The organism is Paraperibacillus marinus, from assembly GCF_046237605.1.
Lineage (GTDB): Bacteria > Bacillota > Bacilli > Bacillales > DSM-1321 > Paraperibacillus > Paraperibacillus marinus.
On sequence record NZ_CP143542.1, the window covers coordinates 3,354,002 to 3,380,396 of the forward strand.

At 44.5% G+C, this 26,395-nt stretch carries 20 protein-coding genes; 6 read left to right on the forward strand and 14 right to left on the reverse strand.

What is annotated here, in order from left to right; genetic code table 11:
• Positions 1-153 precede the first annotated feature (153 nt).
• The 4 genes from V1498_RS16920 to iadA form a co-directional block, all read right to left on the reverse strand.
• Positions 154-2,172, reverse strand: a complete 2,019-nt coding sequence (locus V1498_RS16920; RefSeq protein ID WP_409299329.1) for an ABC transporter ATP-binding protein — start codon at positions 2,170-2,172, stop codon at positions 154-156.
• A complete protein-coding gene (locus V1498_RS16925; RefSeq protein WP_409294837.1) occupies positions 2,169-3,920 on the reverse strand; it encodes an ABC transporter ATP-binding protein in 1,752 nt (583 codons plus the stop codon). Before V1498_RS16925 ends, V1498_RS16920 begins: the two co-directional genes overlap by 4 nt.
• A 509-nt stretch (positions 3,921-4,429) precedes the next feature.
• Entirely contained in the window at positions 4,430-5,707 is a 1,278-nt protein-coding gene (locus V1498_RS16930; protein WP_409294838.1) for an MFS transporter, read from the reverse strand.
• Between the two features lie 74 nt (positions 5,708-5,781).
• Complete coding sequence (iadA, locus tag V1498_RS16935; protein WP_409294839.1) at positions 5,782-6,960, reverse strand: beta-aspartyl-peptidase; 1,179 nt, start codon at positions 6,958-6,960, stop codon at positions 5,782-5,784.
• 276 nt (positions 6,961-7,236) lie between these two features.
• On the opposite strand from iadA, the gene V1498_RS16940 reads away from it, so the two are divergent.
• Complete coding sequence (locus V1498_RS16940) at positions 7,237-7,557, forward strand: HPr family phosphocarrier protein (protein ID WP_409294840.1); 321 nt, start codon at positions 7,237-7,239, stop codon at positions 7,555-7,557.
• Between the two features lie 407 nt (positions 7,558-7,964).
• Here the strand turns inward: V1498_RS16940 and V1498_RS16945 are convergent, their stop codons facing one another.
• On the reverse strand, positions 7,965-10,394 hold the full coding sequence (locus V1498_RS16945) for a PBP1A family penicillin-binding protein (RefSeq protein WP_409294841.1): 2,430 nt from the start codon (positions 10,392-10,394) through the stop codon (positions 7,965-7,967).
• 612 nt (positions 10,395-11,006) lie between these two features.
• Here V1498_RS16945 and V1498_RS16950 point away from each other — a divergent pair.
• Both V1498_RS16950 and V1498_RS16955 read left to right on the forward strand, forming a co-directional pair.
• Entirely contained in the window at positions 11,007-11,522 is a 516-nt protein-coding gene (locus V1498_RS16950; RefSeq protein ID WP_409294842.1) for a universal stress protein, read from the forward strand.
• A gap of 178 nt (positions 11,523-11,700) precedes the next feature.
• Complete coding sequence (locus V1498_RS16955; protein WP_409294843.1) at positions 11,701-13,041, forward strand: hemolysin family protein; 1,341 nt, start codon at positions 11,701-11,703, stop codon at positions 13,039-13,041.
• A 47-nt stretch (positions 13,042-13,088) separates the two neighbouring features.
• Here V1498_RS16955 and V1498_RS16960 read toward each other — a convergent pair whose 3' ends face one another.
• Positions 13,089-13,706, reverse strand: a complete 618-nt coding sequence (locus V1498_RS16960) for a DedA family protein (RefSeq protein WP_409294844.1) — start codon at positions 13,704-13,706, stop codon at positions 13,089-13,091.
• A gap of 557 nt (positions 13,707-14,263) precedes the next feature.
• Here V1498_RS16960 and V1498_RS16965 point away from each other — a divergent pair.
• Both V1498_RS16965 and V1498_RS16970 read left to right on the forward strand, forming a co-directional pair.
• On the forward strand, positions 14,264-14,764 hold the full coding sequence (locus V1498_RS16965) for a hypothetical protein (RefSeq protein WP_409294845.1): 501 nt from the start codon (positions 14,264-14,266) through the stop codon (positions 14,762-14,764).
• A 436-nt stretch (positions 14,765-15,200) separates the two neighbouring features.
• Positions 15,201-16,568, forward strand: coding sequence for a hemolysin family protein (locus V1498_RS16970; RefSeq protein ID WP_409294846.1), 1,368 nt, complete (start codon positions 15,201-15,203; stop codon positions 16,566-16,568).
• Between the two features lie 59 nt (positions 16,569-16,627).
• On the opposite strand, the gene ytvI is transcribed toward V1498_RS16970, so the two are convergent.
• Positions 16,628-17,659, reverse strand: coding sequence for a sporulation integral membrane protein YtvI (ytvI, locus tag V1498_RS16975; RefSeq protein ID WP_409294847.1), 1,032 nt, complete (start codon positions 17,657-17,659; stop codon positions 16,628-16,630).
• A 79-nt stretch (positions 17,660-17,738) separates the two neighbouring features.
• Positions 17,739-18,518: an undecaprenyl-diphosphate phosphatase gene (locus V1498_RS16980; RefSeq protein ID WP_409299331.1), complete on the reverse strand. Its 780-nt coding sequence runs from the start codon at positions 18,516-18,518 to the stop codon at positions 17,739-17,741.
• A 415-nt stretch (positions 18,519-18,933) separates the two neighbouring features.
• On the opposite strand from V1498_RS16980, the gene V1498_RS16985 reads away from it, so the two are divergent.
• Positions 18,934-20,712: an SH3 domain-containing protein gene (locus tag V1498_RS16985; RefSeq protein ID WP_409294848.1), complete on the forward strand. Its 1,779-nt coding sequence runs from the start codon at positions 18,934-18,936 to the stop codon at positions 20,710-20,712.
• A gap of 37 nt (positions 20,713-20,749) precedes the next feature.
• Here V1498_RS16985 and modB read toward each other — a convergent pair whose 3' ends face one another.
• The 6 genes from modB to V1498_RS17015 form a co-directional block, all read right to left on the reverse strand.
• Positions 20,750-21,415 (reverse strand): molybdate ABC transporter permease subunit, encoded by a 666-nt coding sequence (modB, locus tag V1498_RS16990; protein WP_409294849.1) that lies wholly within the window; start codon positions 21,413-21,415, stop codon positions 20,750-20,752.
• Between the two features lie 209 nt (positions 21,416-21,624).
• Complete coding sequence (locus V1498_RS16995) at positions 21,625-22,563, reverse strand: magnesium transporter CorA family protein (protein ID WP_409294851.1); 939 nt, start codon at positions 22,561-22,563, stop codon at positions 21,625-21,627.
• Between the two features lie 372 nt (positions 22,564-22,935).
• Positions 22,936-23,064 carry a hypothetical protein gene (locus V1498_RS17000; protein ID WP_409291698.1) on the reverse strand — a complete coding sequence of 43 codons (129 nt, stop codon included), beginning with the start codon at positions 23,062-23,064 and terminating at the stop codon, positions 22,936-22,938.
• A gap of 148 nt (positions 23,065-23,212) precedes the next feature.
• On the reverse strand, positions 23,213-23,353 hold the full coding sequence (locus V1498_RS17005; RefSeq protein WP_409294852.1) for a hypothetical protein: 141 nt from the start codon (positions 23,351-23,353) through the stop codon (positions 23,213-23,215).
• Positions 23,350-24,603, reverse strand: a complete 1,254-nt coding sequence (locus V1498_RS17010; RefSeq protein ID WP_409294853.1) for a helix-turn-helix domain-containing protein — start codon at positions 24,601-24,603, stop codon at positions 23,350-23,352. Before V1498_RS17010 ends, V1498_RS17005 begins: the two co-directional genes overlap by 4 nt.
• Before the next feature lie 176 nt (positions 24,604-24,779).
• Positions 24,780-26,168, reverse strand: coding sequence for an amino acid permease (locus tag V1498_RS17015; protein WP_409294854.1), 1,389 nt, complete (start codon positions 26,166-26,168; stop codon positions 24,780-24,782).
• Positions 26,169-26,395 lie beyond the last annotated feature (227 nt).

The window sequence follows — 26,395 nt, forward strand, 5'->3', positions numbered from 1 at the left end:
AATGGAAGCAGCTGATTTTGTTTAAAAAAACATTGAAATTGTTCTAAATTCTAAGTTATTGTGAAGAATCCGATCCCCCAGCCTGACGTTTAGTACCTGCATATCCTCCAAGCTAAAAAAAGCTGCCAGCCGTTTCCGGCTGGGCAGCTCTCATTACCCTGCTATATTTTGTTTCTTTCCCTGCTGAAGTTTGTACATTTGATAGTATCTTCCCTTAAGCTTCATCAGTTCATCATGGCTTCCTTTTTCTGCGATTTTACCTTTATCGAGAACCAGGATCTGATCTGCATTTTTAATGGTTGAAAGCCTGTGGGCAATAATGAAGGTGGTGCGCCCCTTCTTCAGGACTTCCATTGCTTCCTGGATGATGGCTTCTGTCTCGGTGTCAATGCTTGCTGTTGCTTCATCAAGTATCAGAATAGCCGGATTAAAGGCAAGAGCACGGGCAAAGGAAATGAGCTGGCGCTGCCCGGATGACAGCGTGCTGCCCTTTTCAATTACCGGCGTATCAATGCCCTTATCCAAATGAGTCAGCACCTGATCGCCGCCTACATCCTTCAATGCTTTAATGACTGCCTCCCTTGTAATCCTGGGATCATCAAGGCTGATATTGGAAGCAATCGTTCCTGTGAATAAATAAGGATCCTGGAGTACAATTCCCATATGTTCACGAAGCGTCTGATAAGGGATATCCTTAATGTCCACTCCGTCAATGGTAATGCTGCCTGAATTGCTGTCGTAGAACCTGAACAAGAGGTTCATGATTGAGCTCTTACCGGAACCTGTATGCCCGACCAGAGCGACCGTTTCCCCCTGCTGGGCTTTGAAGCTTATATTCTTCAATACATTTTCCCCTTGTTTATAGGCAAAGGAGACATCCTTGAACTCAACATTCCCGGAGTAACGCGGAATTTTCCCGTCACTGACCTCTGTCCCTTTTTCATCCAGGAGATTGAATACCCGCTCCCCGGCCACCAGTGCCTGTTCAAGGTTGGCAAACTGATTCACAATGCCGGATATTGGATGAAACAGCCGGTTGATATAATCAACTAGGGCATAAAGCATACCAAGTGATATAACGGAGTTCACATTCAGGGATTCCTTCCCGAAATACCAGATAAAAGCGACAAACGTTATATTCCTCAGCACATTCACCAGGTTGTGGCCGGTCAGTGAATTGAGGCTCAGCATTTTATTCTGATACTGAAAATGTTCATCATTCAGCTTTTTAAAGGATGAGACCGTTTCTTTTTCACGGTTGAACGCCTGAATGACATTCATCCCCTGAATGGACTCATTGATCGATGCATTGATGTCGCTCACTCTTGCACGGATGATATGATTGTATTTTGAAGCATATTTCCGGTAAACCAGCGTCCAGATGACAAGGATCGGAATGAGCAGCAGAAACAGCATGGACAGCTTTGGCGACAAAATGAACACAGCGATAAAAATACCGATGATCGTGATGATGCTTGAGAAGAAGTTGGCCAGTACGGCTACATACAATTCTCTGATTGCTTCTGTGTCATTGGTTATCCTTGAGACTACCTTGCCAGCCGGCAGATTATCGTAGTAAGAGATATGAAGAGTTTGAATATGAGTAAACAAATCCTTCCTCATCTTCTGGATAATCCGGTTTGCCGCTTTCTGCAGATTATATCTCTGGCCATACTGGAATATCGCAGCTATAATCAACAGTCCGAAATAAATAACAGCAAGCTTCAGGATCCGGGGAATTTCCGGACGGTAGAAATTCATCAGGTCGCCCCTTGAAATATAATCCACCTCATACTTCTCGGTCCCCTTGCCTGTTCTTACGGTCAAAACATTTCCATCCAGACTGCGCTTGCCCGCTTTTACAGCCGGTTCGTCTATGAATACGAATTTAGTGCCAATCTGGAGAATGGAAACAGCCTTGCCTTTTTCCTCGCCGCTTGTAAAATATTCTTCCCTTTTATAATGTTTGCCTTTATAAAAGGCTGTGTCTTTTCCTTTTTCTGTTTCATGCCAGACAGACTCAATGCCCATGATATGGGAGTCAATTACTTTCTTTGCAATGAACGGGCCGGCAAGATCGGCGGCAACTGATACAGCAAGCATGATGAGTGCCGCCCATATGATTTTTTTATACAGCGATGCATATTGATACAGCCTTTTGCCTGTCATTATGCAACCACCTCCGATTCTTCTTCCACCTGCTGCCGCTCAAACTGTTCCTGATACCAGCCTGGCTGCTCCAATAATTCACGGTGTGTTCCTTCTTCGATCACCTTTCCGTCATCGAGCACAATAATCCAGTCGGCATGCTGTACAGCAGACAGCCGGTGAGTCGTGATGATGGTCGTTTTTCCGCTTCTGCCCTTGCGAATGTTTTCAATGATGGTGGTTTCGGTTTTAGCATCCACGGCCGAGAGCGAGTCATCAAGTATCAGGATGTCAGGATCCCGGATGAGTGCGCGGGCAATGGAAATCCTTTGTTTTTGGCCGCCTGAGAGTGCTACCCCTTTTTCCCCTACCATCGTTTTCAGCCCATCAGGAAGATTGGCAAGATCTTTATTAAAGTCGGCAAAATGAATGGCATCCCACAACTCCTTCTCGCCTGCTTCCGGGTTTCCAAAGAGGATATTTTCCTCTACGGTCCTTGAGAACAGGAAGTTATCCTGGGGAACATATCCAATCCAGCTCCTGACTGTATGGATGTCCTGTTTTTCAAGCGGGATGTCTGTGATGGAAAGAGAGCCTTTCCCGAGCGGATATTCCCTTAAAAGCTGTTTGATCAAGGTTGTTTTTCCGCTTCCGGTCTTGCCGACAATACCGATTGTGCCCCCTTGTTCAATACGAAGGGATATTCCTTTTAAATTATCGTGCTTGGAAGACGGATATTGGAAACTGAATTCCCCAAATTCGATATTCCCCGGATAGGCCGCGGTGTCAGGAACACCGGCAACCTTCACATCCTCTTCATAGGCAAGTGTTTCACTCACGCGGTCAAGCGACGCATTGCCGCGCTGCATGATGTTTATGAGTTCACCGATAGCGAACATCGGCCAGATCAGCATCCCGAGATATACGTTGAAGGAAACAAGTTCACCAAGAGTCAGCTTCTGGTCAAACACCAGGACTGCCCCGTAGCTCAGCCCGATCAGATAGCTCAACCCGACCAGAATCTTTATGGTGGGGTCAAATAATGAGTCTATCCTTGCAACAGAAAGATTTTTATTATATACATCTTCCGTCATATCACCAAAACGCTTTTCATCGGCCCTTTCCTGCACATACGCACGGATTACCCGTACACCGGCCACTGATTCAAGGACCGTATCATTCATATCACCGAAGGCATCCTGTGCAGATGTGAATCTTTTATGGATCCTCTTGCCGTATATATTCATGATCCATGCCATCAAAGGAAGCGGCAGTATGGCCGCCAGCGTCAGCTTCCAGTCAATCAGGATGCACATCGTGCCAATGATGGTGGCTGTAAACATAAGTGCATCTGTCAGTGTCAGAATCCCAAAGCCTGCCGTGACAGATATGGCTTTAAGGTCATTTGTTGCCCTGGCCATCAAGTCACCTGTACGGTTCTTTTCAAAGAAGGATGGAGTCATTTTCAGCAGATGGCCCATAAGCATGGATCTCATCCGTTTCTCGAGGATGAATGCACCGCCGAACAGCTGGTACATCCAAATATAAGAAAGCCCGTATACCCCGATGGCAATCAGGGACAGCTGCAGGATATACTTGAAGATCCCGGCTAGTGTAAGACTTCCTGTATTGATATCATCAATTGCCAGCCCTACAAGCCTTGGCGGCAGTACTTCGGCAATGTTGACCACCAATAACAGCGTAATCGCAATGGTGTATCTCAGCCAATACTTTTTAAAAAACCATGTTAATTTCCGAAAGATAGACAGCATATTTTTGCCTCCTGTTTAGTTGATTCCATTGTTTTTTGACTAGCCGCTGTCTGGATCCAATGCCCCGACAATCAATAAAAGTTCTCCATTTCTCATTTTTACTTACCTCCATTTTTTTATATTGGAAAGAGCGGATGCTCATTTACCCGGGAAATAAACGTGCTGCAAAGCAAAAAAAGGCTCTACGCGAAAAAGTGCGGGAGCCTTTGGGAACCAAAGGCATAAAAAAGCACAGGTCGCGGTATTGTGCCGCAGCCTGTGCCTGATTATGCCTATTACGCCTGTAAATAGGGTTATAGGAATATATCAAGGCTGCGCAGATGGAATAATGTTCTCTTGATTACATTGACTTCATATGCCATGACGCAGCCCTCCGTTTCTAAAATGGTTTCTTCTGTTGTACTTTACTATCTCTTTAAAAAATTGTCAATTTTTTCTTTTCGGAATATTTAAGCTACTCCACGGTACACTTTTTATTTTTATGCCGTCTTTACAAGTAATATCCCTAATTAGACTGCCCTATTCTGTGCGGCTTTCATTCCGCCTTGCGGGTCTTCCGCATATTTAGGAAGCAGGTATGCATAGATCAGGCTCACTAACATAAGAGACCCGCCCGTTATCCAATACAAGCCTTCGATTGAAATGAACCCGGGGAAAGCAAATGAAATGAACCCTAGCATAAGGGATTGGGACACCATCATGAGAGGGGTAATCCATCCCTGCACCCTCCCCATCATCTTGGGATCCACAATCCGCGGCATCCAGCCGCCAAGGGCAATATTACAGAAAGGAAGGAAAAAAGCGGCACCTAATATAGCTGCCAAAAACCATGGAGTCTCCCCTGCAAAGCTTGACAGAACCACAAATGCCCCTGAAAAGACAAGTCCTACTATCAGGCAGTTCATCAGTTTCGTCTTCCTGGCAAATGAAGAAGCCGCAACACTTCCTATCAGGATGCCGGTACCAAAAATGACTCCCAGAATAATAGAATATTCCTCATAATGCACAGGCTCAAGTTTGTATTTCAATATGAAGATCGGCATTACGGCAAAACCTCCATTCACAATGCCGAAAATGCAAAACCCGCTCAGGAGGGAAAGCAGCAGCTTGAAGTTCCATATATATCCCATGCCCTGCTTAAAATCGTTCAGGACCAATTTGATATCGAGATCCCGGAGAGTATGCCGCCCATTAGGCATTCGCACTTTTTCCGGAATGCGGCAGAAACTGATCAAAAGGCCGCTTATGATAAAGCTAAGTGCATCCACGGCTATAGCCCCATAGATGCCCAGCTGCCAGTAAAAGAAGACGCCCAGCCCGTTGCCGACCAGCATGAACAGACTCTGGACCATCTGGTTAAGGCCGGCTGCTGATGTATAATCATCCTTCCCAAGCACACCCTGCAGAATGGATGATTGGGCTGGGGCAAAAAATTTCTGCACACCGCTTCTTAGGAATAAAACAGCAAAGATCAGCGAGATCATTCCAATCTTTAATGCCCCTAGGAGCAGCAGGGTCAGCCCAAAGCAGATCCAATCACAGTTCTTTGCGATCATCTGCCGGTCCATCCTGTCAGCAATTACACCTACCAGAAAAAATACAGCCAGCGTAGGAAGGGTATACATCAGTTCTGAGACTGTCGCATATGCGGGGTTTTGGGCAAACCGGTCCAGCAGATAAAACATGAAGGCCGTGATTCCAATCACACTTCCCATCTGTGAGCTGAAATTGGCAAAAAAGAGCTTTGTGAATAAAGGGTTCTTAAAGATAGCAAATGTTTTTAACATACGTCTCCTCTTTTCTCATAGAAGGAGAGGCTGGTGTCTATTCATGAAGCTTTATTAACTGCTCTCTGCATAGCTTATTGTTCGAATGTTCCTTTAACGATGGCTTTTCCTTCACGCACCATGATTCTGCCAAGGGCCGCCACCAAATCGATCTCAAGTGAGCCTTTTTCCAGAATCACCAGGTCAGCGTCCCTGCCCTTTTCAATCCTTCCCTTTTTCTTGAGCTTCAGGATAGCCGCAGGGTTTTCAGTAATGACCTTAATGGCGGTCTCAAGGGCAATTCCTTCATCGAGCACTGCATCGCGGACTTCCTTAAAGAGCGAGGAACATTTCCCGATGGTGAGGCCCACCAGTTCCCCTTCTTCATTAAAGTCAGGCAGGGAGGCCTGCCCGTCAGAGGTGAAGGTAATGGAATCCGGGCTGACCCCCGCTTCAAGCATGATCTTTAAACCCTTGCTGCACTTCATTTCGCCGCCTTCGAGGAATTTTGATATGGTGCTCGTTGTGAAGTCGACATAGCCCCCTTTTTTTGCATAACGAATGGCTTCTTCAAACAAGTGGGGATTGCGGTTAACATGAGTAGGATAAAATTGCCGTATGGGAAGGTCTGTTTTCTCGACTGCTTCTTCTATCACCCTGAAATGGTCCCGGCTGTCGCCGATATGTATATTGACAATTCCAGCCTTGCCAGACAGCATTCCTCCAAGCCTGGCCGCTGAAGCAATCTTGGCAAGCTCCTCTGCAGTCGGCTGTGAGGACCTATGGTCGGATATGGCAATTTCACCTGCACCGATCACTTTATCAATCAGGATAATGTCGTCTTCAATTTTTCCAGTCAGCGTTTTCACTGGAACCTGATACGAACCGGTCTGCACAAAACAGGTGATTCCCTCTTCCTCGAGGGCTCTTGCTTTTGCTATCAGACTGGGCATGGTCCTGGTTGTTCCATCTGTGCCGATGACTCCTATGACAGTTGTAATTCCGGCGAGGGTTGCATCTGTCAGCTGCATTTCCGGCGTCCTGGTTTTATAGCTGCCCTCGCCGCCCCCGCCCATAATATGTACATGTGAATCAATGAAACCTGGTACAACAAGCTTATGGGCTGCATCGACGACATTTGTGATTTCTTCAAGCCCCGCGGGTACTTCTATAAACTCATCAATCATCGCGATTTTTGAATCAGCAATCAGGATATCCTTTTTTCCCAGGTATTCAGGAGCAAATATTTCTCCATTTTTAATGATGGTGAGCATCCGTGCTGTATTCCCCTTTCAACTGCTAAAAATAGCTAAACTACATATTTCTTCATATTTTTTCCAATTCCTTCAAAATGAAAATAAAAACTCCTGAATTTTTCTTCATTAATATACCAGCATACCTTTTTATTAATTTTTTCAAATGGTTTCACTTTTTATCTTTCCGGGTAAATAACTGGCGTAGCAAAGTTTCACTTCTGATGTAAGACTAATATAAATCAGGCAATCAAGAAACTTTATTATATAAAAAATAATAAAAGGAGAAGCAAGTGTATGAACGAAATTATCTCTGCCAGCATCTCAATACCAGAAAAGCTGGCCATGAAAAAAATCATGTTATTTTACCAATCTGTTAAAAACTATGACGGAAATGTTTACCTTCTTTGCAGCCAGAAGCTTACAGATGCCAAAAAGCTGTCAAAGCTTGTATCGTTCATGCTTACCATCAATGAATGTGATTCCTTAAAGATCATAGTAGAAGGACAGGATGTCAGCGAAAAGATGCAGGAGCTATTGGATATTGCCTCGCCAACCCAGGAACAGGCACCCGTTCCACGCTACTTTCTTAACCCGACAGATACCATCCAGCTTTAATCTAGAGGAACAGCCACCAGCTTATTGTTTTTCAGTATAAAAAGGGCAGGATCGATCAAAAATACAATTAATTTCTCTTGGAATGGAGTTGATTTCATGCTTCGCACAATCCTAATGATCATTGGCGCAATCGTAGTAATTGGCTTTATCGTAAATGCTTTATCTTAGTCTACCAAGGATATTGTCCTGAAAAAAGGGCAGTATTACCCTTTTGCCAAAAATTAGGTGTACAAAAGCCTCTGCCGGGGGACTCTTGTACACCTGATTTTTTTTGTGGTTCCTGGAACAAAAGGTTGATTGCAGACAAGGGATTCCCGCTGTAATCAAGCTAAAAAAAGGAACAGCCAGACCCATTTACGGATCTGGCTGTTTTGAACTAGGCTTGCTTACCTGCCCAGCCCTGCCTTTTAGGATGCTGGGGCTGGGGCTGGGGCTGCTTCAGCCGGTTTTTTTACATTTGTTTCTCCTCCGCCGGTATCAGGTTCCTCTGGCTCTGGTGTACCTGGATCTGGTTCTTCAGGCTCAGGAGGCTGCGGCGTTTCCGGCTGCGGTTGATCAGGAGTTTCCGGTTCAGGTTCTTCAGGCTCTGGCTCTGCAGGTGGTTTAGCCGGAGGCTTTGGCGGCTCTGCTTTTCCTCCATTGTCACCGCCAGTTTTGCCTGGTTCTGGTTCTGGTTTTGGTTTTACCTGCTCCTTGTCATCTTCCTTTTTATCAGTTTCCCCTGCAGAAGGGGTGCTTTTTTGAGGTTCAGCTTGGACCTCCGGCTGGACAGGCTCTTTTTTCTCGTTCTTTTCTGGAGACTGGCTGTCAGAATTTCCGATTCCTTCCTTCTCGCTCTTGAAGGGCTCTGTCCATTTTTCCCACTTATCCTTCACTTTATCTTTTTGCTTATTCCAGAATTCCTTGATTTCCTTTTCTCTTTCATCCCGTTTATATTCCTCTATGCTTTTGACGCCGAAGGATTTATGTTTTTTATGCTGGAGCGCCCTTGACATGATTTCCCTGAATAAGGGTGCAGCCCCTTCACTGCTGGTGGTTGTAAGATAATGATCTTTGTCTGTGTGATCATAGCCCAGCCAAACTGCGCCTGCCACAACCGGAGAATACCCTGCGAACCATTGGTCCTTCACTCCGTCTATTCCTTCAATCGGCACCTGTGTGCTTCCTGTCTTGCCAGCGATTTCCCATCCGTCCACAGCTGCTGCCGATCCAGTCCCATCCTGAACGACACCCATAAGCATGGCCGTCATTTTCCTGGCATTTCCAGGACTTGTGACCTTGGTTTTCGCTGACTTGAAACGCGCTGCTTCCTTGCCTTCAGCATCCACGATTTTCAGGATGGCATGCGAGTCATTCCTGACACCGTCATTCGCGAAGGCTGAATAAGCTTCTGCCATATCGAGAGGCGACACACCGGAAGCGGTGCCGCCAAGAGCAAGTCCAAGCTTCCTGTCTTCAGCGGACAAATTTATGCCAAACCTCTTGACCGCATCCATCCCCTTCTGTATGCCGACTTCATTCAACAGCCAGACTGCCGGCACATTCAAGGATTCCTGGAGCGCTTCGTACATAGGGACCTTGCCCCGGTAGCTATCATTATAATTTGAAGGCTGATATTCACCGAAATCCATTTTTTCATCCTTTAATGAAGCATTGATGCCAAATCCTTCTTCCAATGCCGGTGTATAGACAGCCAGCGGCTTCATGGTTGAACCCGGCTGCCTTTTCAGCTGTGTCGCATGATTGAACTCCCGGAAGGTATGCTCCCCCCTGCCGCCCACAACCGCATTTATGCCGCCATTTTTAGGGTTTATAAGGACTGTGCCGCTCTGAACAAGAGTTCCGTCGCTTGAATCCGGGAAGAATGAATCTTCCTTATAAACCTCCTCGGCTGCTGCCTGCATATCCTGATCGAGGGCTGTGTATATCTTGTAGCCTCCGGTTAACAGCTCATCCTGATCTATACCATACGTTTTGATGGCTTCTTCAAACACTGTATCAATGTAATAGGGATATCTTCCTTTCAGCGTATCTCCCTCTCCCCCTGCATTTTTAAGTGTAACCTTTTCAGAAGCTGCGGAAGCATAGGTATCCTTGTCAATGAATTTGTATTCCTTCATTTCCTGCAGGACAAGGTTCCGCCTTTTGATGGCCTTTTCTCTGCTTTTATAGGGATCCATATCTCCCGGTGCCTTGACAAGGCCTGCCAGGAGCGCCGATTCAGAGACAGTTAAATCTTCAACCGGCTTGCCAAAATAAATCTGGGCCGCCTTTTTGATTCCCCATGCCCCGTGACCGAAATAGATTTGATTAAGATACATCTCCAGTATCTCATCCTTTGTGAATTTTCGTTCCACTTCCTTAGCCAGGAAATATTCTTTGATTTTGCGTTTATAAGTCCGTTCAGAGCTTAACAGCGAGTTTTTTGTCAGCTGCTGAGTGAGAGTGCTGCCGCCCTGCACAACACCTCCCGCTTTCAGGTTGGTGACGGCTGCCCGGAAAATCCCCTTATAATCAATTCCGCCATGCTCATAGAAACGGCGGTCCTCGATGGCTACCACCGCATCCTTGACATGCTGCGGCACTTTTTCAATCGGGATAGTCTCAGACTTATTGGCTGTTATGGTGCTTGCCAGCTCTCCTTTATGGTCATAGATATAAGTGGGCTGGTACATCGTATTTTTCAATTGGCTGATATCAACCTGGGGTTTTGCGAAGTGCAGAAATCCCGCAACAGTAAGAGCGGAAATGGAAGAAGCCAGCGCGGTGATTTGAAAGAATCTTTTTGCAGCATGCTTCGGCGACGCTTTGGAAAAAAAAGTGAATAAACCTTTCATGTTACTCCCCCTGATCCTGGAAAAACGTATGAATAAGTATAGTTACTTTACCCCGTCCCTATCATGCTCACACCTCGCACTGGCGCATTTTGGGAGATAGTTTTCAGGAACTGTTAAAACAGGGAATAGATAGAATTATTTATTCCTTTACAACAGCGGAGCAAAGAAAGAAACAGCGGCCTCGCTGGTCATCCCGCCTGCCAGAGGACAGCAGGGAGACTTTTGATGTATGCAGATAGCATAAATACATAAATCTGAACAAAATCATCTCTATTTAATCTGCTTTTAAATAAAACCTGCTGAAATCCCTTTGATCAGCCCCCCTCGTTGGGCGGTTACTATCCTAAGTGATCCGTTTGCTCGCCGAGCTGCTGACTTTACTAGCCGAAGTAAAAGTTTGCTAGCCGAAACAGGACTTTACTATCCGATACAAGTGTTTTACTCGCCAAAACAGTCATTTTACTCGCCGGAGGTCCTTCCGGCCGCAAGCCACTTTGCCTGCAATATACCGCTCTGCAAATTTATGAAATAGGTGTCAGATTCCTGTTTAATTGGGTATATATCAGTATCATCAAAGCTCATGACAAAAAATGAATGGAGAGGAGCTTGATTATGAACGCATTTACCCATATTGCAGTCGCCTATGATGGAACCATTGCCGGTAAGGAAGCAGTGGAAATGGCCGCAGCGATGAAAAAGAACAATGTGGATGCAAAGCTTACTGTCCTGCATGTTTATGATCCAGCCACAGACGATGCATCCGGTCCTCATCCCGCTATGGCAAAGGAAAATCTGTATGTGGACCCCACCCAGATGCAGCCCGTGGTTTCTCCGCCAATCTCGTTTGATCAGCCAGGGGCTGGCCGAGGGGCAGGGGTGCAGGTGGATCACCTTGCTGAAACTGAAAATACCGTAAAAGATACACTGGGCCTCAGTGCGGCGGAAGCGGAATTTGAAATACTTGACGGCAGCACGGCGGAAGCAATCTGTCAGTTCGCGGAAAGAAACAGAGTGGACCTTCTGATAGTAGGAAGCAGCGGAAAAAGCGGATTGAAGAGGTTTTTTTCCGGAAGTGTAAGTGAGGCTGTTGTGAAGGATGCCCCATGCTCAGTCCTTGTTGCACGCTGAATATACCGCGCTTTTAAGCCTGCCGGCAGTTATTCGGCGGGCTGATTTTTTTCATCTGCACCCGCTGATGTATTGTTGTTATAGATACAGGCATTTAAATGAACACTAATAGTGCATGCAGCAGCTCTTTCTATGCATTGGTGTTGACACGTAGATTCGGGAGGTGGCTCCCTGGCAGATGGATCAGGGAATTAATGTGGAACTTATCAGCTTATTATTAGTATTTGTGCTTATTGCCATTACGGCATTTTTTGTAGCATCCGAATTTGCAATCGTCAAGGTACGGACTACACGCCTTGATCAGCTTGCTGAAGAGGGTGAACGCAGGGCAGTCAATGCCCGTAAGGTGGTAGCAGATCTTGATGAATATCTGTCTGCCTGCCAATTGGGCATCACCTTGACTTCCCTCGGGCTTGGCTGGCTTGGAGAACCGACCATCCAAAGACTGATCGAGCCTATTTTTCACAGGCTTGACCTGCCTTCCCAGATCAGTCATCTCATTTCCTTTACCGCAGCTTTCCTGATCATTACCTTTTTTCACGTAGTTACAGGAGAGCTTGCACCAAAAACATTTGCCATACATAAAACGGAAAGCATTGCACTGGCGGTAGCCGGCCCGCTGATCTGGTTCAATCGGATTGCTTTCCCTTTTATATGGACGTTGAATAAGTCGGCCAGCCTTTTTACAAGGCTGTTCGGCCTCGACCCTGCATCCGAGCATGAAATGGCCCATTCAGAGGAAGAGCTCCGGTCAATATTGTCGGAAAGCTATAAAAGCGGTGAAATCAATCAATCTGAATACAAGTATGTGAACAAGATATTTGAATTCGATAACCGGCTTGCCAAGGAAATCATGGTTCCCAGAACAGAAATTATAAGCCTTATGAAGGAAGATACAATCGAGGAATTCATTAAGATAGCCAATGAAGAGCAATTTACCCGCTACCCTATCGTGGAAGGAGATAAAGACCATATTCTCGGCATGGTGAACATAAAGGAAGTTTTTTATGACCTTGTCCGGAAACAGGATCTGACCGCCACACTTGAAATGTATACCCGGCCGGTCATTAGAGTGATTGAAAACATTCCCATCCATGACCTCCTTGTCAAAATGCAGAAGGAACGGATCCATCTGGCAATTCTGATGGATGAGTATGGTGGAACCTCAGGACTAGTGACGGTCGAAGATATACTGGAAGAGATCGTCGGGGAAATCCGTGATGAGTTTGATCTCGATGAAATCGCTGAAATCCGGAAACTTGGGGATCATCATTATATCTTTGATTCAAAAGTATTAATAACAGAAGTAAACGACCTCATCGGGCTGCATTTAGAAGAAGATGATATTGATACGATCGGCGGCTGGGTGCTCACGGAAAACTATGATATTCAAACAGGAGACTCTGTTGAGTGGGAGGACTACACCTTCAAGGTTATTGAAATGGAGGACCATTCGATAAAATATATTGAGGTTTTAAGAAAAGCTAAGGAAGATGACAGGCAGGAAGATTTAGATTGAAGGAAAAAGGAGGCACCCATGCCCAGGGCTGCCTCCTTCGTTTTTCTTTATTTTTTAATTTTACGTACTGTAACCACTGGCGGGGCTTTCTTCCGCTTCCAGAGTAAGTAAAGTACGATGCTGACCGCAGCCAAACCTATGAACGGTGTCACATAGGGCGCGGCTGCTTCTTTAATATGACTCCAATTTTCACCAAGTACTGTCCCCAGATAGAGAAAGCCGATTGTCCATGGTATGATCGCAGCCACTGTATATACAGTAAATTTCAGCGCTGACATCCTGGCAATGCCTGCCGGAATGGAAATGGCATGGCGCACCACAGGAATGAACCTGGCACTGAATACCACTCCTCCCCCATACTTTTCAAACCATTTTTCTGCCATGTCGATGTGATGGTTCTTGATCAATATATATTTTCCATATCTCTCAAGAAATGGCCGGCCGCCAAAGTAACCTGCCCAATACAGGAAAAGCTGGGCCAGTGTACCGCCTATCACCCCTGCAATCACGGCCCCCGGGAAATTAATCTTTCCGAGAGTGATCAAATATCCGCCATAACCGAGTACAATTTCACTTGGGATGATTTCAATCATCAGCCCAAGCGCTATACCTAAGTACCCAAGCTCCGCAAAGAATGCTAACAGCTCCATTATAATTTCTTTCATTACAATCCCCTTTTAAAAACTGACAATAGTACTAGCATACCTGATTACGGACTATTTGAAAACAGGGACAAACTTCATTATAGATTACTCCCGCTCATGCGCTTTTATGACCGAAATATGTACACATAAAAAAACACACCGTTTTGGGTGCGTTTTCAGCCTTAACGCATTATTGCTTAGACTCCTTTGACTGCGGGAGCTGGTCACGGGAGTCTCGGGCGGCAATGGAGAGTAAGCTAGGATCCAATTTAAACAGCTTTTTAAATACATCCATCCTTGATTTTGTTTTCTCTATTTTAATCCCCTGGCTTTGGAATTTGATCATCATTTCGCTTTCCAAAAAACTCACCTCATTCCACAATATAAATGGTTGATGTTGTCCCTTACATATTCCCAGACTTTCCTTAATTTAAACTTAACTTATCCGGCAGGAAAAGGAAAAAGCCGGAAACAGGCTTGATAGTCCGGAGCTTGCACCTATACCAAATATTACTATATTCCATACTTTATACAAGGCTTTAAGATTAAATTTTCCGAAGGAATAGTTTAATCTGGTCTTGAATTTCTTTAGAACCATAACGGCCGGCGAAAATGGAAAAATTGGTCTTAATGGTTCCCTTAAAACCAAAATGGCTGAGGAAATTGACCAAACTGGTCTTAATGATTCCTTTAGAACCAAAATGGCCGGCGAAAATGGAAAAACTGGTCTTAATGATTCCTTTAGAACCAATATGGCCGGCGAAAATGGAAAAACTGCTCTTAATGATTCCTTTAGAACCAAAATGGCTGAGGAAATTGACCAAACTGGTCTTAATGATTCCTTTAGAACCAAAATGGCTGGCAAAAATGGAAAAACTGGTCTTAATGATTTCTTTAGAACCAAAATGGCCGGCGAAAATGGCAATACTGGTCTTAATGATTCCTTTAGAACCAATATGGCCGGCGAAAATGGAAAAACTGCTCTTAATGGTTCCTTTAGAACCAAAATGGCCGGCGAAAATGCCAAAACTGGTCTTAATGATTCCTTTAGAACCAATATGGCTGAGGAAATAGGTTAAACTGGTCTTAATACGAAATTTTATGACACTTTCTTGACAGCCTGCTCCCCCCTAAGAAATCGGGCACCAAGTGCATCTTAAAAACTGCTATTAGACCCGGGCCAGTTCATATTTTTTTCAAAATAGTTTAAAAACCTTTAATAACAGGTATTGAAATTCCATATAAATGTAATATTTATAGATTTCAAGAGAATTGACTGAATAAGCAAGATTTTCTATACTTATACTTAATTCTCGGGGATGGGGTGATTGGATGGGGCAGGAATAAAAATGCAGGCTTTGTGCCTTTATAATCATGCAGCATCCCATTTTAGAGGACTGTACTCCCTTAATGGCACGCCTTTTAGGCAGTACAGCTTTACACAGGTTATCCATAAAACCTAAAACTTCAGGAGGTGACCTCCTTTCTCCTGCCACTCGGGGGAAGGAACCTTATTTGGACATATTTAATTTGGTTTTCATCGCCATTTTTATCGCTTTGACTGCCTTTTTTGTAGCTTCAGAATTTGCTATTGTAAAAGTGAGAGGCTCAAGGATAGACCAGCTGATTGAAGAAGGAAAAATGAATGCCGTCCCTGCAAAGAGGGTTATAAGCAGTCTCGACGAATATCTCTCTGCCTGCCAGCTGGGCATAACCATCACGGCCCTTGGCATCGGCTGGCTGGGGGAACCGACCTTCGAGCACCTGCTTGGCCCCCTGTTGTCTGCCCTCCATCTTCCTCGTGGGGCGGAACAAGCACTATCAGTGATTATCGCGTTCTCCATCATTACATTCACCCATGTTGTGATCGGAGAGCTTGCTCCGAAGACCATTGCCATCCAGAAAGCTGAATGGATCACTCTTGCCGTCGCAAGGCCATTGATGCTTTTCTATAAAATTCTATATCCGGTCATCTGGATCATGAATGGTTCTGCCAGATTGGTAACCAGGCTTTTGGGATTTAAATCTGTTTCCGAGCACGATATTGTACATTCTGAAGAAGAATTGCGCATCATTTTATCTGATAGCTATAAAAGCGGCGAGATAAACCAATCTGAATACAAGTACGTAAATAAGATCTTTGAATTCGATGACCGCATTGCCAAGGAAATCATGGTGCCGCGGACCGAAATTGTCACCCTGTCGAATGATGATTCTATCGGCACACTCTTCTCCATTGTACAGGAGGAGAAGTTTACCCGTTATCCCATCATAGACGGGGACAAGGATCATGTAATCGGGATGGTGAATGTTAAGGAAATTTTCACCGACATGATTTCAAACAGCAATCTCGCTGATGAAAAGATCGAAGGCTATATCCGCCCTATCATCCGTGTCATCGATAACATCCCAATACATGACCTCCTGTTGAAAATGCAGAAGGAACGGATTCATATGGCCGTCTTGATGGATGAATATGGCGGCACATCCGGTCTTGTGACAGTCGAAGATATTCTGGAGGAAATTGTCGGCGACATCCGCGATGAGTTCGACCTTGATGAAATACCAATGATCAGAAAGCTTGAGAACGACCATTACATCATTGAATCCAAGGTGCTGATCAGTGAAGTGAATGACCTTCTGGGCCTTGAGATCAACGACCAGGACGTGGACACAATCGGCGGCTGGGTGCTGACTGAAAACTTTGAGATTCAGCAGGGAGATACACTTTCCATAGGAAACTATGACTTCAGAGTCATTGAAATGGAAGAACATCACATCAGGTATATCGAGATAACAAAGTCCCCCCAGGAGGAAAAAGCCAAGGCTGCAGAGGAAAGTGTGCCAGGCATCGCACCTCCACAAACTGAAATTGTATCCTAATAAAACAGGCTGCCCCGCAAATGCGAAAGGCAGCCTGTTTTATGGATTGCTGAATTAACCTATAGCTTAAAGTTCATACGGATCGCCCCTGCCCGCTTTAGCGTATCGAAGACGATGACCAGGGCGGGGCCAAGGAATAAGCCGGCAAATCCAATCAGCTTAAACCCCAAGTAGAGGCTGATCAGTGCGGCTAATGGGCTGAGCCCCATATTGGTGGAATAGATCTTGGGCTCTATGATCCTCCTCACCACAGTGATGATGATGAACAGGATGATCAACCCGATTCCAAGCCCCTGCTGACCCTGCAGGATTGCTATGACCGCCCAGGGGACCAGGACGGAGCCTGTACCTAAAATCGGCAGGATATCCACAAAGACAATCAGAATGGACAGCAACAGGACATACGGTGCCTTCAGGATCGAAAGCCCGATAAATGCCATCACAAACGTCACAACACTTAATATGACCTGTGCTTTCAAGAAACCGATTCCTGCCTTCGTCAGGTCTTTATAGACGAGCGAAACCTTTCCTGCCGTTTCAGGTTTCAAATACTCCTTGATTCTTCGTTTAATCCGCGGCAGCTCCAGGCTGAACAGGAACAGCGCGACCATATAAATAAGAAACTCAATCAAAAAACCGGGTATCAATGTCACGAGTCCGATGATGCCCTGGACGAGCTTCTGGAAGAACACCTCAAGCCCGCTTATCCCCCTCTCCATCGTATCTTCAATGGAAATGATCACATCTTTTGGAAGAGACTCCGAGTAGTTTTCCCACTTGTAGATATACTTGATGAATACAGTCTGATACAGTTCCCTCGCGAATCCCGGGGCAATTTCGGATAAATTGATAATTTGTTTGATCAGCACGCTAACACAAAAATAAACCAGTGAAATGATCAATCCCAGGTAAATCAGGAAGCTCGCAAGAACAGACCAGTGTCTTGTGAGTCTAGCCTTCCGCTGCAATGGGGACACCAGGCTCTCCAGAAAGACAGCTGTGACGAATGCGAATATCAAGGTCCACGAATATGGTACAATCACGATTACAATTACAAGCAGCACAATGCCCCAAAGCCATTTAATAGACATAATCCATTCCTCTCCTGCAAATCCCTCTAACAATTTTTCCTTTCAAAACAAAACTTAATTCTGTCTCCTTCAGCCAGTACTAAAATCTTCCTGTATACTGCATGAACAGAATGATTCCTCCCAGAATCCAGACATAAACGGCAAATACCCTTAAGGAATGCCTTTTTAAATAAGAAATCATCCAACGGACAGCTGCATAGCCAAAAACCGCCGAAGCTGCTATGCCGACCAGGAGTGATCCAGGCGGAATGCTCTCAGCCTGCCCTTCCATCAAGTCCTTCGCTTGGAGGATGATTGCCCCGATGATGGCAGGAGTCGATACCAAAAAGGAAAAGTAGGCTGCCGTTTCCCTGTCGAGCTTCCTGAACAGGGCAGCAGCCATGGTGAATCCGGAACGGGATATGGCGGGAAAGATTGCAAGTGCCTGAAATATCCCTATAAAGAAGGCATCTCCGTATGTAATATCATCCATTCTTTTTCTTCCCTTTTTAATGGATTCGGCAAACCATAAAAACAGCCCTGTAATCAGGAACTCCCAGCCTATGGTCACCCCTGTCTTTGAAATTTCGTCGAAAAAATCACTGAACAGGAGCCCTGCGAACACCGCCGGCACCGTTCCTGCCGCTAGCAGCCATGTCAGCCTGCCAAAAGGGTTTTTCAGGATCCGGATGAATTCATGCCTGTAAAATACAAAAACAGCAAGCAGGGTACCCACATGCATCATCGTGTCCAGCAGCAGGCCTGCTTCCTCAAGTCCGAATAAATGCCTTCCGAGATACAGATGGCCGGTGCTGCTGATTGGCAGGAACTCAGTCAAACCTTGTATGATCCCCAGGATCAAAGCTTCAAGCTTAGACAGCATGTACATTCTCCTTTTTCAATAATGTCATAACCTAAACCTTTAAAACATGAACATTCATCAGTAATATTTCTGAAAATCTGGGTATACTGTTTTCAGAAGGCACTCCACTATATCCCGCTTCAAGGAGGAAATACCATGAAATTGATTGAACTATGCATGCACTGCCAGGGCCGGGGAAAGGTCCCTTTTTTACAATTCTTCTCCAAGCCATGCACAAAATGTAAGGGAAATGGGAGAAAAGTCAGTACCCTCCATAAGCATTTTTAAACCCAAAATCTCCATTTTTTCTCCAAAATAAAGTAAAAGTCCTACATTTTTTGACTAAATTCCCTTTTTTTCGCCGAATTTCATAGTATAGTAGAAATAGCTTCCAATAAAGATAGCGAAATCTACTAAAAATGGAATAAAAGAGGTGAGTATAATCAAGAGAATTTTTTCAATCATCATTATCAGCTTTATTGTCTTCGCCAATCTTCTCTTCGTCAATTTAGGCCAGGGCAGTGCAGCAGGCTTCCAGGAGGCAAAAGTAAATGCCACAATCCTGAACGTGAGGTCTCTGCCTACCACAAAATCAACTATCCTTTGGAAGCTAACAAAGGGACAGCAGGTTAAGATCACAGAATCCAAAACTGGATGGGCCAAGGTTACTTATCCGAATAAGAAAGCCGGATGGGTATCCACTGACTTTCTGACTCCTGTCAAGCCAAAAATTGCAACAGCCAAAGCCGTATCAGTCAAGCCTAAAACCTTTTATGTGAATGCATCAAGCCTGAATCTCAGGAAGAGCGCCAATGCCTCCTCAGCTTCAATCGCCGCGATGCCAAAAAACGCAAAGGTATCCGAGCTATCCAGGAGCGGCTCCTGGTCAAAAGTAACATATGCAGGCAAAACCGGATGGGCAGCAAATAAGTATCTGACCACTAAGGCTCCGGCAGCTCCTAAGCCTGCAACTGCCAAAGCTGTCACAGCCAAACCTAAAACCTATTATGTGAGCGCGTCAAGCCTGTATCTCAGGAAGAGCGCGAATGCCACATCAGCTTCCATCGCTTCGATGCCTAAAAACGCAAAGGTATCTGAGCTATCCAGGAGCGGCTCCTGGTCAAAAGTAACATATGCAGGCAAAACCGGATGGGCAGCAAACAAGTATCTGACCACTAAGGCTCCGGCAGCTCCTAAGCCAGCAGCCATTGTCAAGCCAAAAACCTACTATGTCAGCGCAAGCAGCCTGAATATCCGCAAAAGTGCCTCTGCAGACTCTGCATCGCTTGGAACAATCAGCAAAGGCGGAAAAGTAACGGAAGTCTCAAAAAGCGGTACATGGTCTAAAATCATATACGGAAGCAAGACTGGATGGGTTTCAAATAAATATTTGACCTCCAAAGCACCAGCAGCCCCGAAGCCGCCCGCAGCGCCGCTTCCTCCTGCCCAAACACTGAACAAGGTTAAAATCACCTCAAATGATGTAAACCTCCGCAGCGGACCGGGTACAAGCTATAAAGTGGTGGATACAGTCGATTCCGGCGCCACCTATACTAAGGTCGGCGAGTCAAACGGCTGGGTGAAAATACAGCTTACTGACAAAAGTACAGCATGGGTCGCCGGATGGCTGGTCACTTACAATGTGTCTGGCAGCCGCGGCATCAAGGGTAAAACGATTGTACTGGATGCTGGACACGGTGGTACAGATCCAGGGGCAACAGGTTACAGCCCATCTTTGAAGAAATACATCAATGAAAAAGACCTTACGCTCCAAATGGTGCAGAAGACAGCGGCCAAGCTTAAATCAGCAGGCGCAAATGTCATCCTTACCAGAAGTGCCAACACTAGACTTTCATTACAGAGCCGCGTGGATGTTGCCGAGAAATATAAAGCAGATGCTTTTGTGAGTGTCCATTACAATTCCAGCACAGCATCGTCGGCAAATGGCATCGAAACCTTTTATTATTCCAATGTAAAGGATAAGAAGCTTGCAGATGCCATCCATAAGGAAATGGTTGAAGCCTCTAAATTGAGAGACCGTGGAGTCAAGTCACAAAGCCTTCACGTAATCAGGGAAAACAGCAGGCCGGCAGTTCTCCTGGAGCTTGGTTTTATCTCTAACAAGACTGAACTGGACTACATCATGACGGACGGTTTCCAGAACGCCCTGTCAAAAGCGATATACGACGGCCTTTATAATTACTTTCAATAAATCATCAGCCCTCAGGCAATCTGCCGGGGGCTTTTTTTCAGTTTTTATTCGAGAGCCTAAGACATAGAAGAAGCATGAATGAGATCAATACAATCATCAATACCCAGGACCATGCCAGCTTATTATTCCCCGCCTCCATGGCCATATAGATGGCTGTTGGAACCGTCTGGGTCTCCCCCGGAATATTACCTGCAAACATGAGGGTCGCCCCGAATTCGCCAAGCGACCTGGCAAAGCTCAGTGTGATTCCGGCAAAGAGAGATTTAATGCAGAGAGGCAGGGATATACTGAGGAACACCCTCCATTCACCGGCTCCATCCATCCTGGCCGCATTTTCAATGTCTTCACCTATGCTTTCGAACCCGGCCCGTGCCGATTGATACATCAATGGAAATGAGACCACAACCGCGGCAATGACTGCCGCCTGCCAGGTAAAAATAATCCGGGAATGAAACCACTTTTCAAGGAATGCTCCCCCGGTTCCATTCCTGCCAAAAAAGACAATCAGCAGGAAACCAATGACTGTTGGAGGCAGTACGACCGGAAGGATAAACACCGTTTCAATGACCGCCATGAATCTGGATTTCTTTCCTGCCAGGAACCTCGCCGCAGCTGTCCCCAGTACAAAAACGATGACCAGTGAAACAAGGCTGACCTTGATTGAGAGAAGAACAGGATCCCAAAAATTCTCTGTCCAGCCCATTACGTACGCACCTTGATCCAGCCGCACATCCAGGAGCGCCGGCATATAATTACTATATTAATGACAAGCAGTAACATGACCCATTTTTTTCGCATTTGGCAAAATCCCTTTCTATGTATCCCTATTATAATAGTATTCCAGCGGGTCCCGCCATTTTAGGCATATGCAAACGCCGAAAAAGGCAGCCGTAAAAAACGGCCGCCTTCATGTCAGAAATATTTTCTTTTCCAGAAAATCAAGGTCGTCATGGCAGAGAGGAACACCGCAAACCCCATTGTAATAAAAAAGGCATGGGGACTCTTTTCAAAAGGCAGGGCCACATTCATTCCATAAAAGCTTGCAACCATCGTCGGGAACGACAAAATGATGGTGATGGATGTCAGGAACTTCATTACAATATTCAGGTTATTGGATATGATTGAGGCAAAGGCGTCCATCATGCCGCTTAGTATGGAACTGTACGTGTCTGCCATTTCAATGGCCTGGGTATTCTCAATGATGACATCCTCAAGCAGTTCCTTGTCTTCTTCGTACATCTTAAGAGTATTCAGCCTCAGCATTTTCTCAAGCACTACCTTATTCGACTTAAGGGATGTTGTGAAATAAACCAGGCTTTTCTCCAGGGATAGAAACGTATAAAGCTCTTTATTTTTCATGGACTGATGAAGCTCCCTTTCCGCTTCATCGGTCTTCTTATTAATTTGTTTAAGATATCGCAGATAATAAGAAGAAATGACAAAAAGTATCTGCAGGGCGAATCTCGTCTTCTTGTAGGTAAAGAACCCTTTGACCTTATCATTCTTGAAATCCATAAGGATCGGGGTCTTCTTTAATGATACCGTAATAAAGCATTCAGGCGTTATGATCATGCCGATTGGTATCGTTTCATATATGTGCAGTCCGGCATCATCGTGTGTGATGTAAGGAAAATCCACAATGATCAATACATTTTGCTCTTCGCGTTCGATCCTCGATCTTTCCTCATCATCCAGTGCATCCTTGAAGAAATGCTCGGGGATCTCCAGCCTGCTTGAAACCAGTTTAATTTCTTCCTCACTTGGCGAAAGCATGTTGATCCAGCAGCCTTTTGTGATTTCCGCCACCTTTTCGATCCTTCCGCTTTCCGCAGTCATAAAATATTCAATCATGTCTCCTGCTGTCCTCCTGTTTATGCCGAGGAAGCAGCTCTACCTTTTAAAGGGCTGATATTTGTAAGAAAATCATTCCCCCGAACTAAAAGAATACAGCAGACTTCCCCTTGCGAATGATTGGGATCGGGTTCAATGGAACCATGGCTCATCAAAATATCAACTCCTTTAACATCAGTCAGCTTATCGTATACGTGTATGGATAAAGATGTGCCAGCCGGAACCTGCACCTCTCAGACTATCAATCTGTATACCTTGAAAATTATACTACGGCCCTCACAAAAATCAATCGGAAAAATTGGTCAATCCATAATAAAGCGAACAAAGCAAAAGAGCATGAATACTCATGCTCCCCTTTAGTAACGTATATGATTAGTAGCTGCTGACTGCTTCCTCATAGGTCTCTGGATAGTCCAGTTTGGCTTCATCTAGCAAGAGGTCCAATTTTTCAAGCATTTCGTTGATGTCATGCAGAGTAATTTTTTCACTTTTTGCTGTCACGGAAAATCCCTCCTAGTGTAAGATCATTCATTCAGCCTAGACTCCTTGAATGAAAAAAACAAGTCTTAAAGGACTTGTCTTTATTCTTTGACTTTATTATAAGGTTTTTCCCGTGACTTTTGTATTGGGAAAATTTCAGTGATTTTTATTAATAAGGCGGCTGAATAACTTCGATCTTTTGAGGAGTTACTTTTTGAATTGCTACATTGTTTGTATTTTCAAAAGACGAAAAACTTAAAACCCCTACTAATATTGTTCCAAATGCAAGACCAGCAATAACTTTCTTCATATTTTTTTGCTCCTTTCCGATAACTCAATATATTTATTATAATAATCTAGCGATTTATCAACTTCACCAGTTTCTTGAAATCTTTTCGCTAGTTTTAACGCAACATCTCGCGCTTCATTAAACTGATAATTATCTATATGATAAGAGTACACTATATTTTCCAAATAAGCATAATATTTAGGTTGGGAAAATAACTTATATTTGAACATCTTAGCTAACATAATGTACTTTTTATGAATTTTATTATTACATACTTCATGCACTTCATCAATTAATTTGTTAATTTCTTCCTTGTTAGCATCCATATTGATTAATATTTCTATTAAACCCAGTTTATTCACAATATACTCTGTACTACCTTTTTCAAAGTATTTAGTGCACTCAATCATAAGTTCTTTTGCCTTTTTATACTCGCCCTTTTCATTTAACATTGTGGAGTAATTATTTAAAACATGATAGTAGATATCTTTTTTATTCAAAAGTTTGGTCAATCTAATAAGAGTTTTATAGTTTTCTGAAGCTTCTTCAAACATCTCTAATCGCGAGTAACCGATGCCTAACAGCATTTTAGTATGAATAATGCGCATTAAATTGTTTTCATTTTGATAGATATCCAATGCTTTGTTAGCTTGGATAATACTTTTTTCAGCATCATTCAAAATACTTGCACATAAAGCAATTTGATAATATAACTCCCCATTAAAAGTTATAGCTTCTGTTTGGTTATACGACATTAACGCTACAAATTGATCGTTCGCTTCTAAAACTTTATTTTGACCAATAAGTGCAACACCAAACAAAAAGGAAGCTAATACATTCTCAAAAGGAGAAAAGCTGCTTTGTAATTTTTCAATAACTCTTTGACATTGGTTAATCTTAACAATGTTTCTGTTAAGTATATAGTATTTATACATATATAAGTGGTATTGGTTAATTAAATCAGTTGATGAAGCAAACTCTTCCATATTTATTAGTGTTTCACAAATACGATTAGCCTCATCTATGTCGTAATAAACCATCGACTGATAAAAATCCTGCAAAAGTTCTTTAATATCTTCATACTTCTCTTCTTCCTTCTCCAAATTCACATTCAGCTTATTCAGAAGAAGTTCAACCGTCTCGGCATTTCCATCGTAACTGTTGTTTTCAATTTTGCTCAGATGGGAGATGGAACAAATATCTTGCGCCAATTCGGATTGAGTCAGATGATTTTTAAGGCGGTAATATTTAATGATGGACCCAAGTTTCATATTATCCTTCCATTTCCTATCATAGTATATATATTTTACTATATATACGGTGGGGCTACCAATGGTTTTGTCCGTCTGGAGCTTAATTGAGTCCTTTTCATTATTTTATTGGGAAGCCCTGCAAAACATGACAACCGGCTATAAAATTATTGAGCCGCTTTTACACGGCCCAAAATTCATCGGTTCATATGACTGCGGGTTCTTCCATATAGGAAGTATACGATCAGCCCAAGGATGATCCATGCACCAAAGGCTGTCCAGGTGACCGCTGGCAGCTGCAGGGCCAGATAGCCGCAGGATAGGATGGCAAGGATAGGTATCAACGGTACGAACGGCACCTTGAAGCCTGTTTGAGGCGCCTCCCTGGAACGCCTTAAGTAGAGGATTCCTGCCGATACCGTGATAAAGGCAAAAAGTGTACCGATATTCGTAAGCTCTGCCAGTTTTTCGAGCGGCAGGACGCCTGCAAAAAAAGAAACGATTACACACGTGATCCAGGTGCCAAGGACCGGTGTATTCTTCTTCCTGCTTACCCTGGAGAAAATGGCTGGCAGCAGGCCGTCTCTGCTGATCGCGTAGAACAGCCTGGTCTGTCCGTACATCATGACGAGCAGGACCGTTGTGATCCCGGTTATCGCGCCTACTGAGATGAACCCTGCCACCCAATCCTGATTGATATAGTTCAGAGCAAAAGCAACCGGATTATTGACCCCCAGCTGATCATAAGGCACAATCCCGGTCAGTATTAAAGAAACGATAATATAAAGAAAAGTACAGACAGCTAAGGAAGAAATGATACCGATCGGCATATTCCTCTGTGGATCCTTCACTTCCTCCGCCGCGGTCGAGACAGCATCGAACCCTATATAGGCAAAGAATACAGTTGCAGCGCCGGCGGATACCCCTTCAAACCCAAAAGGCATAAAAGGCGTCCAGTTGCCCGGCTTGATATACCATACCCCGACAGCAATGAATAAAAGTACCACCGCCACCTTGATGATGACCATGACCGTATTGAATTTCGCTGACTTTTTGACGCCCTGAGTCAGCAGAAAAGCGATCACGATAATGATTAAGACTGCTGGAAGGTCCACATATGTCCCTTCTGCCGGATTATAGGCGGCAGTAAGGGATTGGGGAAAGCTGACACCAAATCCAGCGAGCAGGCCCTGAAAATAACCTGACCAGCCGCTGGCTACAGCAGACGATGCAAACCCATATTCCAGCAGCAAATCCCAGCCCAGGATCCAGGCAATGATCTCACCAAAGGCAGCATAGCTGTATGTATAAGCACTCCCTGAAACAGGGACCGTGGAAGCAAACTCCGCATAGCAAAGAGCGGCAAAAACACAGGCAAGCCCTGACAGGATAAAAGAGAGAACAAGTGCCGGTCCCGCATACTCTGCAGCAGCTACTCCTGTCAGCACGAATATGCCTGTCCCGATGATTGCGCCGATTCCAAGCATAGTTAGGTCAAAGGCGCCGATATCTTTGCTGAGCTGGATATCATTTTTATTTGTCTCATTCAGTAATGCTTGTATGGATTTCTTCCTGAAAAGATTCATAATTCCTCCTGATAAAGGTTCTTGTCAGACAGGGCTAAATAGCTCTTGCCTACCCTCAATTTTTAGATCCATTGCTTATCTTTTATAGAAGCTCTTTTCGATAAATTACGAAAGGTTGGCTGCAGTGATCAGTGCTCTATTCGAGCGGGGCGGTGATCTTCAGCAGATTAGCCTGTAGAATTAACCAGGAGGCCCGCCCCGCCCGCAGGGTAGGTCCTTACATATAC